The organism is Thermanaerothrix daxensis, assembly GCF_001306145.1.
Classification (GTDB): domain Bacteria; phylum Chloroflexota; class Anaerolineae; order Anaerolineales; family Anaerolineaceae; genus Thermanaerothrix; species Thermanaerothrix daxensis.
In genome coordinates this window covers 127,546-140,819 of the sequence record NZ_LGKO01000002.1, presented here as the reverse complement: position 1 = coordinate 140,819, position 13,274 = coordinate 127,546, and the positions used below count along the sequence as shown (strand labels likewise).

Here is a 13,274-nt window from a genome sequence, read left to right as displayed (position 1 = left end):
AGTAAACCCATGAAACCCCTTTCTTTTTTCCGTGTGCGCCTTAACCGCCGCTTCTGGATCGGTTGGGGCCTCATCCTTGCCCTGGCTCTCCCCCTGGTGCTGCCCACCGGGTTGGTGCAGGCCTACACCGGTTACCCCACCTTTGACATTGTCTCGGTCAAGCCCGACGAATCGGTGACCATCAAAGCCGTCAATCTCCCCCCCAATCAAACTTTCACTGTGCGCATGGGCAAGATTGGCACCCGCGCCATAGGCGGTATTGAGGTGGGGCAGTTTACCTCAGGAAGCGGTGGTACTCAGACTCTGACGTATAACATTCCCGCTGCCCTTAAAGGACTGCGCCAGATCTCGATCCGCATGGATAGCAAACCGGGCGGCTACTATGCCTACAACTGGTTCTACAATCTGAGCACCCCCGCCACCGCAACCCCCGGCCCAACGGCCACCCCCGGCCCCACCCCCACACCCAAACCCACCAGTAGCGGTTACAGTGGAATTCCCACCTTTGCCATCTTGAGCGTTGTAAAGGATGATAAGGTCACCATCCGCACTAACAACTTCCCTGCCAACCAGACCTTTACCGTGCGCATGGGCAAATATGGCACGAAAGGCATTGGCGGCATTGTAGTTGGGATCAGCGACTCGGGCACGGGAGGCAGACTGGAGTTCACCTACACCATCCCGGCTGAGTTGAAAGGCCAGACCCGCATTGCCATCCGCCTGGATAGCCCCGCTGGCTACTACGCCTTCAACTGGTTCTGGAACAATATCGCGCCGTAAAACTCAAACCCCAAAATCGCTGAGGGCGGCGCAAGGACCGCCCTCAGCGATACCCCCGCACTGAGTTTGCTCGATCACGCGCGCAGGATGGCCTCGGTCATGCGCACAGCCCGCACCACGGCTTCCACATCGTGCACGCGCAAGATGTCTGCACCTCGCTCCACCCCCAGCACCGCCGCCGCCAACGTTCCCTCCAGACGCTGATCGGGTGGGAGATTGAGGGTATAGCCGATGAACGATTTTCGTGAAGGTCCCAACAAAAGGGGAAAACCCAGGGTTTTGAAAGCATCTAAGTGGCGGATCAAATGCAGGTTTTGCTCCACCGTCTTACCAAACCCAATGCCCGGATCGAGGATAATATGCTCACGGGGCACCCCGGCCGCAAGCGCCAGATCCACGCTTGCCAGTAATTCCGCCTTGATATCCTCGATCAGATTAGTGTAGGCGATATTCACATAGCGCCCGCCCAGCCGTTCACGAAGTTCCGCGTTCTCGGGCTGACTACGATTGTGCATCAAAATCACCACTGCCCCGTATCGCGCCACGACTTCGGCCATGCGTTCATCCGCCCGCATTGCCCACACATCGTTCACCCAGTGAGCCCCCAAACGCAGAGCGGCCTCCGCCACCACAGCCTTGTAGGTATCCACCGAAAGGATCACCCCCCAATCCTGTTTGACCAAAGCCTCAATGACCGGCAGGACCCGTGCCATCTCCTCCTCGGCACTGACCGGCCTTGATCCCGGGCGCGTGCTCTCCCCGCCAATATCTAAAATGTCCGCCCCTGCCTGCACAAAGCGGCGAGCCTGTTCCAACGCCCTTTCCACTACTTGACCCTCGGTTAGCAAGCCATCTCCCGAAAAGCTATCTGGCGTCACATTGAGGATTCCCATGGTATAGGTACGCTCTCCCCAGCGTGGCAGAGGAACAGCAAACATGATTACGTCACCTCCTGCTCAGAATATGGCCCAAACGGCCACACGGCCTCCGGTCCCGCCCAAAACCTCACTCCACTGCAATCCAAGCGCGCCCGCAACGCCTCAAACGTCTCCCCCAAGTGGGGATGACGTCCGTGGGGATAGAGATCGCACAACGGCACCAGCACAAAGGCACGCTCCGCCATGCGAGGATGCGGAATGCAAAGATCGGGCAGATCAATGACGGCCTCATCGTAGAGCAAAATATCCAGGTCTATCAAGCGCGGGCCGTATCGTATCCCTTCCTTTCGTCCCAGGCGCCGTTCCAGAGCCTTAAGTTCGCCCAGCAAAGCCTGAGGGGCAAGATAGGTCTCTGCTTCAATTACCATATTGAGAAAGAGGGGCTGGTCAGTAATACCCCAGGGAAGGGTTTCGTAAACCGCCGAGGCCCGGCGCGGTTGAGCCACCGGCGGTAGGGCCGCCAGCGCCTGCCGCAAATTCTGGAGCCGATCCCCCAGGTTCGTCCCCAGTGCCAGATAAACGATGATCGGATATCTTCCCATAGGACCAACCCAACTGGACTAAACCGCTTCCAGAATCACGGCAACCATGGCCCCACCAACCTGGCTCATCATCAGCGCAACGGCAGGGGCTTCGTGTTCAACCCGTTCACCCCATTGCGTCAGCACAGCCGGCAAGGAGTCTCCCGGCCAGGGCACTGAGAGGCGGGTCAAGGCCATTTCTTCCTCGCCGGGCAAAGCCGGAGGCGCCCCCAAGGCGACCAGGTAACGGAGGTGGGCCGCCTCCACCCCACCCTCTGCAAGCCAGTCCCGCCAGGCCTGCGGAGAGGCCTGAAACTGCCAGGGGGGAAGATCACGTAAGCGCGTCCGTGGAAGCACATTGTAACGGCCTACCCCTCCTGCGCTGGCCAGGGCACTCCAAACAAGTGGCTTGCCCTCTTCTGATTGCACCAAGAGAAGCCACTCACGTTCACCGTGCCGCAGCGCAGCGACCTGACTTTGTAGCCACCGCAATGCGCTGGGGGCAGGCAGAAACGGCCAGGCATACATTAGGCCGGGCAGGGCTTGTGCGAGCGGAACGCCCCAGACATGACTTTCTTCCATCCAAGCAGATCGCAAACCGGCCTCTGCCAGGGCATGTACCAGCCCGGCCTCGGTGGCAACCCCGCCCGCAACCCAGTAAGCCTCACCCATAAGCCCCTATTGATGACGTAGCGCGTTGATCAGATCGGCAAGCAGCCCGTAGGCGGTGGTCTCAGGGCCAGGATTGCTTTCTACGATCCCCAAACCCGGCAGTACATCCAGTTGAAACTCCACGTAAGAACTGGTGCCGCCAATAGCGTAAAGGGGCGAATCCGCCGAGACACGCTCTGGGCGCACGCGTGCCTCTAGCAGCAGATCACCCTGGCGACGCGCTGTGCAGACCAGTTTCCAGCGTTCACCCGCTGCGCGGGCTTCTGCAATGTGCTCCGGCGTCAGGTCGCGAATTCCCTGCCGTTCCACCTCCTGGGGCTTTAGCGGAATGCCCATGAGCACCGTCACCAGTGCCGCCACTTTAATCGCCGCATCCCAGCCATCCACATCCGCGCTGGGATCGGTCTCGGCAATACCAATGGCCTGGGCCTGGCGCACGGCCTCCTCAAAGGTACGCCCTTGCTCCATCTCCCCAAGAATGTAGTTCGTGGTGGAGTTGAGAATGCCGCGAAAGCCCAGTAAGTTCACCGCCGGCAACGACCCGCGGAAAAGCGAGAAAATCGGTGCTCCATCCATGACGGCGGCCTCAAAGAGAAAACGCTTCCCCCGCGTCGCGGCCATTTCGGTCAACTCTTTGTAAGCGTGCACCACCGGACCCTTATTGGCGGTAATGGCATGCATGCCCTTCTGCAGCGCCGCCTTGATATGGTCAATGGCGGGCTGGCCGGTCAGGTGATTCACGGGCGAGGTCTCAATCATCACCTCTGCCGAACTGGCATACAGAAATTCCAGCGTGTTTTGTGGCACCGGCTGTGCCGAAAGCACATTCAGCGACTGACCGCGCTCGCTTAATTCCAGCGCATGGTTGAGGTTGATGCCCCCGGGGTTAATGGCCGCCCCATGTCGCCCTGTGACAATTCCCGTCACAATGACCTGCCAGCCGAATTGCTTAAGCAGTTCGGGCTGCTTGCGCAAAAGCAGACGCGCAAACGCTCGTCCAACATTACCGAAACCAACCATTGCCAGGGTCACCTGTCGCGCCATCGTATTTTGCCCTCCACATCATTGAGATCGAAGCAAATGTCATGCATGTTGTACCACAAACCCCCAGAATGTCAAATTCAGACCGGCGGCCATGGGTAATAGCGCCGTCCTGCAGGGGGAAGAGGAAAGCGCCCGCTCTCCAGAAGGCGTTGAGCCCGCCGGGCCAGCGCCCGCACCTCTGCCGGGCTGAGTAATCGCTCCAGCGCTGCGTTCAGCGGGCTGGAGATGTCCTTCAAACCAGCGCCAAAGGTCTCAATGGCCTGCAAGTATTCTGGCGGGATGGGTTCACCTGCAAAATCCCACACCACCGTGCGCAACTTATCTTCAACATGGAAGCAGATTCCGTGGTCAATTAGCCACAGATGGTGCTCGGAATCGAAGAGAATGTGCCCGCCTTTGCGATCTGCATTATTGACCAGGTAATCAAACAATGCTACCGGGCGCAGGCGCTGGCGATCCTCGGGAGTAAAAGTAAAGTAGTGGTACTCCGGATCGTGCTCAATATAGAGTTGAAGCGAACCCCTGCCCAGGGGCCCCCGCCGACGATATACCGTTGGTGGCACCAGGTCCCAGCCAAGCGCCTGGCTGACCACATAGGCCGCCACCTCGCGCAGCGCCAGTGTGCCGGGTGGAAAATCCCACAGGGGTTGTTCGCCCCGCGTGGGCTTGTACACCGCCAGAAACTCGCCCCCTTGATGGACCACCCGGACCAGAAAGGTGTAATTGGAGCCCAGTAGCAACTCCCCCTGAAGGGTAATCTCTCCCTGCTCCAGGGCCTGGATGATGGGCACTACCTCCTGACCTTCACTCATCCCTGATTTCGGTCAGCCACCTCGGCATCAGTGTTTATGCCCGTTGCGGCGGGGGCAAAAATGCCCCTCCGGGTCCATGGGCTCGCCACACTGCGGACAAATCGGACGACCCCGATTCACCACTTCCAGCCCCCATGCCGAAAGCGCCAGTAATTGGGAGCGCGTACACCAGAACCGCACCACCGAGCCCTCCTCCTCACTACGCTCGTCGGTCACCAGTTCATAAGCCACCAGACAAGCCAGATCACGTTCAGGATCGTAAGCCAGTCCCATTTCACCCACACGGAACAGCGGATCTACTGGTGGCTGGATGTGCATTGCTGCCTCCTGATAAAGCGGCGAGGCCGGGGGCAGGTCAGGGTAACGACGGCTCAATTCTTCCAGAAACTGGGTCACACCCAGCGCCAGAGTCTGCAACTGTATCTTTTCAATCAGCAGGGTGACCGATTGCGCTCCCTGCCAGGCTTGCAGATAAAAGACGCGTTGCCCGGGCTTGCCAATCGCATCCGCGGTTATGTGCGTTACGGGATCTAAATCAATTTCAGTGCGCGGCATAGGATAAGTTGAGCCTCCTTAGTCCTGTTTATATAGTATACCCAGTATACCCGACCTCGCGCCCTTAAACACGCACTTGCTTAACGTATCCACCCCTCTGAGAGTATGGCCCGCTTGTAACGTGTGTTGTTCAAAGGCTTCTAGAAAGGTGCCCGCCTTAAGTCCCCCCGCTCCCAGAGCACGCCTTCAACCTCACAAGGCTCATCCCCCAAAAGGCGCCGTACCTGCGCCTGCAACCTGTCCACATCGCCGCTGGTAAAGAAACGCATCGGCGCACGGCCTCCCTCGGGAGCCAGCCACCCCCGCATCTCCAAAACGCGCCGGGTCTGGCGGGCAACCGCCGGCGCCGGATCAATCACACGCACCCCCGGCCCAGCGATTTCTTGAATGAGCGGGATGACGAAGGGGTAGTGCGTGCATCCTAAAACCACCGTATCAATTCCCTCCGCCAGCATGGGCTTCAGGGCTTGTTCGAGTATGTGACGTGCGCGCTCTCCTTCCAAATCGCCGGCCTCAATGGCTTCAACCAGGCCCGGGCAGGTATCCTGATAAAGACGAACGTGACGGGCAAAGCGTTCCACCACCGAGGCATACAGTGCCCCCTGAAAGGTAGCCGGAGTAGCCAACACCCCCACACGACCGCTGTTGGTCTGCTCAGCAGCGGGTTTAACCGCAGGCTCCATGCCAACAAAGGGTACCTCCGGGAAAGCTGCACGCAGATAATGCAAAGCCGCGGCCGAAGCCGTATTGCACGCCACCACAATCACCCGGGCCCCCTGCGCCAGCAAGAAACGGGTGATTCCCTCGGCAAACCCACGCACCTCCTCAAGCGTGCGTGGGCCGTAGGGCACATGCGCCTGATCGGCCAGGTAAAGCACCGGGTGTTGGGGCAAAAGGGCGCGAATGGCGCGCAGGACCGAAAGCCCTCCCACTCCCGAATCAAATACCCCAATGCAAGCCGGTTTAACCCCGTCGCCCATCATGCGCCGCCTGTACCAGTGCCTCGAACAGCACCCGATGCTGGGGTGAATTCTGCCGGCGCTCGGGGTGCCACTGCACCCCCACTGCAAAAGGATAATCCGGAATCTCCACGGCCTCGACCAGACCATCGGGCGCCCAGCCCACGGGCTTCAGCCCCGGTGCCAGGCGTTCAATGCCCTGATGGTGGTAACTATTCACATTGAACTCGCCCGCCCCCACTAGGCTCGATAATCGGCTTTGCGGCTCAACCCGCACCGAATGCCCTGTCTCCTCCGACCAGTGGTTTACTACCTGGCCCAACTGATCGGGGAGGTCCGCATAGAGCGTGCCGCCGAGCGCTACATTGATGACCTGAATGCCGCGGCAGATTCCCAGGAAAGGCCAGCCGGTTTGAACGGCCAGGCGCACCAGAGCAATTTCGGTGGTGTCGCGGCGCGCATCCACCCCGTACACCCTGGGATGTAGCGCTCCCCCATATAGGGTGGGATCCACATCCGCTCCACCGGTCAACAGCAAGCCATCCAGCCGCCGGCGGGCTTCGCGAACCGCCGCCTCTTCGAGCAAGGCGGGAAGCAATACTGGAATGCCTCCCGCCTGCTCGATGGCCGTTACATACAACTCATTCAAAACGAACGAGCGCTCAGATTCTTTTTGTCTGGATCCTAATGTGATACCAATAAGCGGCTTAATCACACCCAGCGCCTTGACTAATCGGTTTGCTCAACCAGGTAATTCTGCAATCCCATGTGAGCAATCTGATCCAACTGGGCTTCGATCCAATCGGCATGCTCCTCTTCATCCTGAAGGATACTCTCCAGCAAAGCCCGAGTGCCGTGGTCACTCTCTTCCACGGCCAGCCGGATAGCGGCATTATAGGCTTTTACCGCTTCATATTCGGCTTGCAAGTCATCCTTCAACTGGGATTCCACATCCTCCCCGATATAGAGCGGATTTAACTGGCTGACAATGGGTTTACCCTCCAGAAAGATAATCCGCCCGATCAATTTTTCAGCGTGATGCATTTCGGTGATAGCGCGTTTCTCAATGGCCTCATGCAATTTCGCATACCCCCAGTTTGCACACATCTCCGAATGCACCATGTACTGATTAATGGCGGTCAATTCATCCGCCAGCAGGTGGTTAAGAACCTCGATGACCTTCGGACTTCCTTTCATGGCTCACTCCTTTCCCTCACTGAATTTGGACGGACAATCAAGGTTTTTTACTGACCCCTCTTTTTTTATTATATTTATTATAATCCCAAGCCAGTTGTGCCCCTGCACCTCAGACCTCCCAATCCTCTACCTCGTGATAGGGGATCGGGGCAACCTCACGGCGCACTTCCGTCCTCTGCTGCGCGGGTGCCGGCATTTGGGGATAGTAAAACGTCTGACGGAGTGCCCAGGTGAGCGGTCCACTTTGACGGTAGCCGTGATAGGTCCCCCAAAATTGCGCCCAGCGGAAGCGCACAACGTTCCACCACTCCCGCCGCCAGACTCCCTCCTGCCTGGCCACCTGCCAATCGCTCCACACATTGCTCAGCCAGAGGCGTAGTAAATCCCGGATGCCAAAGCGCTCATGCGGGTAAATCTGCTTGAAAGCCATTCCCTCCCGACGATAGCGGTTATACACCCCGTGCCAGGTCTCGCGATGGATGTGAATGACCTCGGCCTCGGCCACGTAACTGATGGCATACCCCTGTGCCTGCGCCCAGCGTGCCCAGGCCAGATCCTCCAGCGCGGGCAGTGATTCGTCATAAGGATGCTGTTCCCACAACGACCGTCGAATTGCCGCATTGGCATTGTTACAGAAGGGATGCGGTTGGCGAGGAATGGAATGATCGGGATACCAGCGGCGGAAAATCTGGTGCTCCGAGAATTTGGTCACCGGATGGCCGCGCTGCTTGCCATAGGTCAGCGCTACCTGTGGATCATTGAAGGGCTCCAGCAAACGCTCCAGCCAGTCCGGATAAACCGGGTACACATGAGCACTGGCAATCACAATGAACGGCGCCGTTGCTTCACGAATGCCGTAATTGAGCGAACGTCCGAAGGTAAACTCCTGCGGGCTGATGTGGGTGATCTTAACCCCATGGCGACTTGCAATGGCAACCGTAGAATCCGTTGAGCCCGAATCAACCAGAATCACCTCGACATCGCGCACAGTCTGATGGCGAATGCCTTCCAGCAGCCGCCCAATGTGTTGGGCCTCATTATAGGCGCGAATAACCACTGAACACAACGGCATGGCTAGGTCCTCGCTCCCAACCCAATTTACCCCGATAACGACAGAGACGCCGACATCTCCTCGAGAATAAAGGGCTTCCTATCACGGACGCCCTCTACGATCACTTTCAGTGTGGGTGAATTTTCGGGCAGCAGCGCCGACCAGGCGAACGGCTTGAGACGCACAAAGCCCGGCCAGATGCTATCTTCTTCCAGATAGGCATCGAAGGGCAATGAGGTCACGAATAACTGGTAGTACAGGAAACGCCGCGCTTCCCGAATGAATTCCGGCGGCACCTCAATGTGTTCGGCACGCAGAAAATCCTCCACCTGATGCAGATAGGCCTCTGCCGTAGGTGGGAAGAATACCGTTGGATATTGGGTGTAGCGTGCCCGTCCGGCACACAACACTGGCACCCCCATGATAGAGGCCTCTAAACCAATTGAGGAGTTGTAAACCATGACGAACTTCGAGCGTTGGATTAACGCATAAGAACTGAGGTATTCGCGCGGGCCCACAAAAACCACGTTGGGGAGAGTGCGCACCCCCCGGCGTTCCACCCAGGCTTCTACCGTCTCGCGGCTTTCTTTGCCAGGGCGCAATTCATCCGGGTGCGCACGGATGATAAAAAGGGTTTCAGGATGGGCGCGCATCACCTCCAGCACCGCATCCAACCAGGCAAACATATCCGGGAAGAGGGTATTGGCGTGGGGCTGACTGGTATCAAAAATCACGTTGGTAAAGACGGGCACAACCTGCTGAAAAGCGCTCAACCGCTCCTGCCAGGTTGCATCCAAGTCGCGCATCTCGGGCCAGAAGCGAATGCCGGCCATGGTGAACTGCCCCTGAAAACGCTGGGAAAGGTACGCCTCCAGACGGTGCTCCCGTTCGGGCGTAAGGGTAAAATCCTCAGGAATGTGAATGGGATAAGCCGTGGCTTCGCCCTCGGTGAAGAAAGCCGAAAAAGGACGCAACCCCACCTCGTGAGTGATCACACGAATGCCGCGCTGCCGGGCGATCCAGCGAGCAGTGGCTTCGGGGTAAAACTGCCCGTTGAAGACCACCACGGCCATGGGGTGAACGCGTTCCAGGAGCGCCGCAAACTGCTGTCCCAGACTCCATGCCGAGAGCATGTAACGACGATAAAGCAACCGTGTAGGCGCATCATCTTCCAGGGTGTGGCGGCGCAAAATCCAGCGGATGGCTGGCAAGACCAACGCCCCCAACGGCATCTCGTGGTAAGTAAAGTTCATCAGCGCCGGAAGAGGCAGATCACGAATGGCTTGCTGTAATTCCGCATCTTCCTGATAGACAAACGTCGCCACATCGGCGTGGGCGTAAGTGGCCCGCGATTGGGCCTGGCAGGCCGCGCACGGCGGCGGTTGGGCAGGGTCATCGCGCTGAGTGCCCAACACACACGGCTGCAGCCCCCCCTGACAGACAAAATGCACCACTGGCGTCCCGCTCAGGCGTAAAGCCCAGCCGGTGAGCAGTGAAAACGCGGCATTGAGGCTCATTCCCACCAAACGGGTTGAGGCATTGAATAGAATCACCGGCGGCGTGCGCGCTTCGGCAGGAGCCTGAGCCGCCACCCGGCGTGCCAGCAGGCGCAGTTGCAGGTTATAGTGCCAGCGGCGCGCTCGCGTGCGCAGAGCCCGCGGTAACCGATTCACCCTCTGAAGCACAGCAGGCAAGGGCTAAACTCCAAAGCGGCGTAGTTTACGCAGAGAGGGCAACTCGCTTTCATACACGCGCTTAACACCATCGCCCAGCGCTTGCTCGGTCACGCGAATGTACTTGACCAAACGCTCGAACCCGCCCGGTTCTACCGAGGCCGCCTGATCGCTCCCCCACATTGCCCGATCCAGGGTAATATGCCGTTCAATCAGACAGGCGCCCAGCGCTACGGCCACCACCGAGGGAATCAGTCCCACCTCGTGCCCGGAATAGCCCACAGGGATGTCAGGATACTCGCGCTTCAGGGTCTGAATCATGCGCAGGTTGAGTTCCTCCGGCGGGCAGGGGTAGGTGCTGGTGGTGTGGCAGATCAGCAGGTTATCGGCATCCAGCAACTTGACGGCTTCTCGAATTTGCTCAAAGGTGGACATACCGGTTGAAAGGATGATTGGCCGACCCGTTGCGCGCACCTTGCGCAACAACCCATGATCGGTCAAAGCCGCCGAGGGGATTTTATAGGCCACCGGATTGAAAGCCTCCAGGAAATCCACCGAGGGTTCATCCCAGACCGAAGCGAACCAGGTGATCCCCAGTTCACGCGCGTGAGCATCAATCTCACGGTATTCTGCTTCACCAAATTCCATTTTGCGGCGGTATTCCAGGTAGGTAATATACCCCCAGGGGGTCTCCCGCATCACATTCTGCTGGTCGGGGGGTACACACAACTCGGGAGTGCGCTTCTGGAACTTGACCGCATCTACGCCCGCTAGGTACGCGGCGTTCATCAACCGTTTTGCAATCTCAATATCGCCATTATGATTGATCCCAATTTCGGCCACGATGTAGGTTGGGTAACCTTCTCCCACCCACTGGTCGCCGATTTTAATTGCTCTGGCCATGATCTCTCCTCAAGATTAGGTATCAAATTCAAGCAGGGCAGAATCATACCGTCCCCAAGGGCAATCGTCAATGCCCGGCGGGCTTGTCCGGCCAAACCGGGATAAAAAGCGCCCGCCCCAACGGAGGCGGGCGCTTGCACGATGCATCAAGCCATTAAGAAAGCCCCAGTACGCGCCCGGTCTCAGGGTCAATATCAATATCGAAAAAGGCGGGACGGGTTGGCAAACCGGGCATGGTACTGATGGTACCCAGCAACGGGTAGAGGAAGCCCGCTCCCACCGAAGCGCGGATATCCCGCACCGGGATGCGGAAGCCCTTGGGCACACCCTTCAAATTGGGGTCGTGGCTCAGGCTCAGATGGGTCTTGGCCATGCAGATGGGCAGTTTATCAAACCCCATGCGGGTGTATTCGGCGATCTTGGCCTCCGCCTCGGGCAGATAATCCACTCCATCCGCGCCGTAAACCTCGCGGGCGATGATCTCAATCTTTTCCTTAATCGGCAAATCCAGCGGGTAGAGGAAGCGGAATTGAGAGGGCTTTTCAGCCGCTTTGACCACCGCCTCCGCCAGTTCTACCGCACCTTCACCACCCAGTTCCCAATGGCGGCAGACCACCGCCGCCTCAGCCCCGCCTTCTTCAACCGCAACCTTGCGGATGAGTTCCAATTCAGCCGGGGTATCGGTGGCAAACGCGTTGATCGCCACGACCACTGGCACACCGAATTTGCGTGCAATGCCGATGTGCGCCAGCAGGTTGCCTAAACCCGCGCGTAGGAGATCCAGGTTTTCCTCGGTATAAGCATGATCGAGGGGTTTGCCGGCCACCACCTTGGGCCCCCCGCCGTGCATCTTGAGCGCACGCACGGTTGCCACCATGACCACCACATTGGGCACCAAGCCGGAGTAACGGCATTTGATGTTAAAGAACTTCTCCATGCCCATATCCGAACCGAAGCCGGATTCGGTGACCACGTAATCGGCCAGTTTGAGGGCAATCTTATCCGCGATGATGCTGCTGTTGCCATGGGCAATATTCGCAAACGGGCCAGCGTGGACAAAAACCGGCGTCCCTTCCAGGGTTTGCATCAGCGTGGGCTTAATAGCATCTTTCATTAGGACGGTCATAGCGCCTGCAACGCCCAGGTCATCGGCGTCTATGGGTTCGCCTTTGCGGTTGGTGCCGATCACCACACGCCCAATACGGCGGCGCATGTCCGCCAGGTCGGTGGTCAGGGCCAGGATCGCCATCAATTCACTGGCCACAGTGATATCGAAGCCGGTTTTACGTTCCATACCCTTTTCTTCGGGGCCCTGGCCAATGGTGATGGCCCGCAGAAAGCGATCACTGGTATCAATGACCCGCCGCCAGGTAATGGAATCGGGGTCAATATCCAGGCGTACAAACCGACTGCGCTCCTCGGGGGTCATCTCATCGGGATCGGTTTTGTCAATTCCCAATTTGCGCAAGCGGTTCCACATATTGCGGGCGAAATGGCGCTTGCCGTTCTTATCCTTGGGGAAAAGGCGCTCAAAAAGCTGCTCATCCGTGGCACCGGCTTCGTGTAAGATGCGCGCATCAATGGCGGCTGCCAGCAGGTTGTTAGCCGCAGTAATGGCATGAATATCACCGGTCAAATGCAGGTTGAATTCTTCCATGGGGATGACCTGGCTGTACCCCCCTCCTGCCGCCCCACCTTTGATCCCAAAAGTCGGGCCCTGGCTGGGCTGACGCAAACAGGTCACCACGCTATAACCCAGATGAGCACCCAGCGCCTGACTCAACCCCACCGTGGTGGTGGTTTTCCCCTCTCCCAGGGGAGTGGGAGTAATGGCCGTCACGTCAATATACTTGCCGTCGGGCACGTCCTTAAGACGTTCCAACACCTCCAAGCGCACCTTTGCCTTATACGGGCCGTAAAGCTCGATCTCGTCAGGTAAGAGACCGAGTTCTTCAGCCACCTGGGTGATGGGTTTTAATTCGGCTTCCTGAGCAATTTCAAAATCAGGCGGAACAGGACTGCGCCGCTTCAGGGGTGTAGGCTGAAACGGACGGCGCTTAATGAGGCCGGCTTTTTGTGACATGGCTGCTTTCTCCTGGGGTAAATTTTTGGCTTTACGGCTTTACTTCATATTATCTCCCAGGATAGGAAGAAAATCAAGAAAACCGG

Annotated in this window: 14 protein-coding genes; 1 reads left to right on the top strand and 13 read right to left on the bottom strand. The window is 58.2% G+C overall.

The features are described from left to right. Nucleotides 1–9: 9 nt before the first annotated feature. Nucleotides 10–780 (top strand): hypothetical protein, encoded by a 771-nt coding sequence (locus SE15_RS00725; protein WP_054520194.1) that lies wholly within the window; start codon nucleotides 10–12, stop codon nucleotides 778–780. 74 nt (nucleotides 781–854) lie between these two features. On the opposite strand, the gene folP is transcribed toward SE15_RS00725, so the two are convergent. The 13 genes from folP to SE15_RS00660 form a co-directional block, all read right to left on the bottom strand. Beyond that, complete coding sequence (gene folP, locus SE15_RS00720; protein WP_054520193.1) at nucleotides 855–1,718, bottom strand: dihydropteroate synthase; 864 nt, start codon at nucleotides 1,716–1,718, stop codon at nucleotides 855–857. Nucleotides 1,719–1,720: 2 nt separating this feature from the next. After that, on the bottom strand, nucleotides 1,721–2,260 hold the full coding sequence (gene folK, locus SE15_RS00715; protein ID WP_083461593.1) for a 2-amino-4-hydroxy-6-hydroxymethyldihydropteridine diphosphokinase: 540 nt from the start codon (nucleotides 2,258–2,260) through the stop codon (nucleotides 1,721–1,723). A gap of 18 nt (nucleotides 2,261–2,278) precedes the next feature. Beyond that, the gene (locus SE15_RS00710) at nucleotides 2,279–2,911 is read right to left on the bottom strand and encodes a hypothetical protein (RefSeq protein WP_054520192.1); all 633 of its coding nucleotides are present in this window, start codon (nucleotides 2,909–2,911) and stop codon (nucleotides 2,279–2,281) included. A 6-nt stretch (nucleotides 2,912–2,917) separates the two neighbouring features. Further along, a complete protein-coding gene (locus SE15_RS00705) occupies nucleotides 2,918–3,955 on the bottom strand; it encodes a homoserine dehydrogenase (RefSeq protein ID WP_054520191.1) in 1,038 nt (345 codons plus the stop codon). A gap of 77 nt (nucleotides 3,956–4,032) precedes the next feature. Continuing rightward, nucleotides 4,033–4,767 carry an SCO1664 family protein gene (locus tag SE15_RS00700; protein ID WP_054520190.1) on the bottom strand — a complete coding sequence of 245 codons (735 nt, stop codon included), beginning with the start codon at nucleotides 4,765–4,767 and terminating at the stop codon, nucleotides 4,033–4,035. Nucleotides 4,768–4,794: 27 nt separating this feature from the next. Beyond that, the gene (locus SE15_RS00695) at nucleotides 4,795–5,322 is read right to left on the bottom strand and encodes a DUF3090 domain-containing protein (protein WP_054520189.1); all 528 of its coding nucleotides are present in this window, start codon (nucleotides 5,320–5,322) and stop codon (nucleotides 4,795–4,797) included. 140 nt (nucleotides 5,323–5,462) lie between these two features. Then, nucleotides 5,463–6,302: a glutamate racemase gene (gene murI, locus SE15_RS00690; protein ID WP_054520188.1), complete on the bottom strand. Its 840-nt coding sequence runs from the start codon at nucleotides 6,300–6,302 to the stop codon at nucleotides 5,463–5,465. Then, nucleotides 6,286–6,996: a gamma-glutamyl-gamma-aminobutyrate hydrolase family protein gene (locus tag SE15_RS00685; protein WP_160316632.1), complete on the bottom strand. Its 711-nt coding sequence runs from the start codon at nucleotides 6,994–6,996 to the stop codon at nucleotides 6,286–6,288. The genes murI and SE15_RS00685 overlap by 17 nt, the downstream gene beginning before the upstream one ends. Nucleotides 6,997–7,010: 14 nt before the next feature. After that, nucleotides 7,011–7,478, bottom strand: coding sequence for a bacterioferritin (gene bfr / locus SE15_RS00680; RefSeq protein ID WP_054520186.1), 468 nt, complete (start codon nucleotides 7,476–7,478; stop codon nucleotides 7,011–7,013). Nucleotides 7,479–7,587: 109 nt separating this feature from the next. Further along, entirely contained in the window at nucleotides 7,588–8,550 is a 963-nt protein-coding gene (locus SE15_RS00675) for a glycosyltransferase family 2 protein (RefSeq protein WP_054520185.1), read from the bottom strand. A gap of 26 nt (nucleotides 8,551–8,576) precedes the next feature. After that, nucleotides 8,577–10,214 carry a capsular polysaccharide export protein, LipB/KpsS family gene (locus tag SE15_RS00670; protein ID WP_236689988.1) on the bottom strand — a complete coding sequence of 546 codons (1,638 nt, stop codon included), beginning with the start codon at nucleotides 10,212–10,214 and terminating at the stop codon, nucleotides 8,577–8,579. 12 nt (nucleotides 10,215–10,226) lie between these two features. Beyond that, entirely contained in the window at nucleotides 10,227–11,105 is an 879-nt protein-coding gene (locus SE15_RS00665; protein WP_054520183.1) for an N-acetylneuraminate synthase family protein, read from the bottom strand. Between the two features lie 154 nt (nucleotides 11,106–11,259). Then, the gene (locus SE15_RS00660; protein WP_054520182.1) at nucleotides 11,260–13,188 is read right to left on the bottom strand and encodes a formate--tetrahydrofolate ligase; all 1,929 of its coding nucleotides are present in this window, start codon (nucleotides 13,186–13,188) and stop codon (nucleotides 11,260–11,262) included. Nucleotides 13,189–13,274 lie beyond the last annotated feature (86 nt).

Bases quoted from the DNA above. Each gene is read 5' to 3' on its own strand.
- folP (WP_054520193.1), bottom strand. From the start codon at position 1,718: ATGTTTGCTGTTCCTCTGCCACGCTGGGGAGAGCGTACCTATACCATG.
- SE15_RS00660 (WP_054520182.1), bottom strand. From the start codon at position 13,188: ATGTCACAAAAAGCCGGCCTCATTAAGCGCCGTCCGTTTCAGCCTACA.
- folK (WP_083461593.1), bottom strand. From the start codon at position 2,260: ATGGGAAGATATCCGATCATCGTTTATCTGGCACTGGGGACGAACCTG.
- bfr (WP_054520186.1), bottom strand. From the start codon at position 7,478: ATGAAAGGAAGTCCGAAGGTCATCGAGGTTCTTAACCACCTGCTGGCG.
- SE15_RS00725 (WP_054520194.1), top strand. From the start codon at position 10: ATGAAACCCCTTTCTTTTTTCCGTGTGCGCCTTAACCGCCGCTTCTGG.
- SE15_RS00665 (WP_054520183.1), bottom strand. From the start codon at position 11,105: ATGGCCAGAGCAATTAAAATCGGCGACCAGTGGGTGGGAGAAGGTTAC.
- SE15_RS00675 (WP_054520185.1), bottom strand. From the start codon at position 8,550: ATGCCGTTGTGTTCAGTGGTTATTCGCGCCTATAATGAGGCCCAACAC.
- SE15_RS00705 (WP_054520191.1), bottom strand. From the start codon at position 3,955: ATGGCGCGACAGGTGACCCTGGCAATGGTTGGTTTCGGTAATGTTGGA.
- SE15_RS00710 (WP_054520192.1), bottom strand. From the start codon at position 2,911: ATGGGTGAGGCTTACTGGGTTGCGGGCGGGGTTGCCACCGAGGCCGGG.
- SE15_RS00695 (WP_054520189.1), bottom strand. From the start codon at position 5,322: ATGCCGCGCACTGAAATTGATTTAGATCCCGTAACGCACATAACCGCG.
- SE15_RS00700 (WP_054520190.1), bottom strand. From the start codon at position 4,767: ATGAGTGAAGGTCAGGAGGTAGTGCCCATCATCCAGGCCCTGGAGCAG.
- murI (WP_054520188.1), bottom strand. From the start codon at position 6,302: ATGGGCGACGGGGTTAAACCGGCTTGCATTGGGGTATTTGATTCGGGA.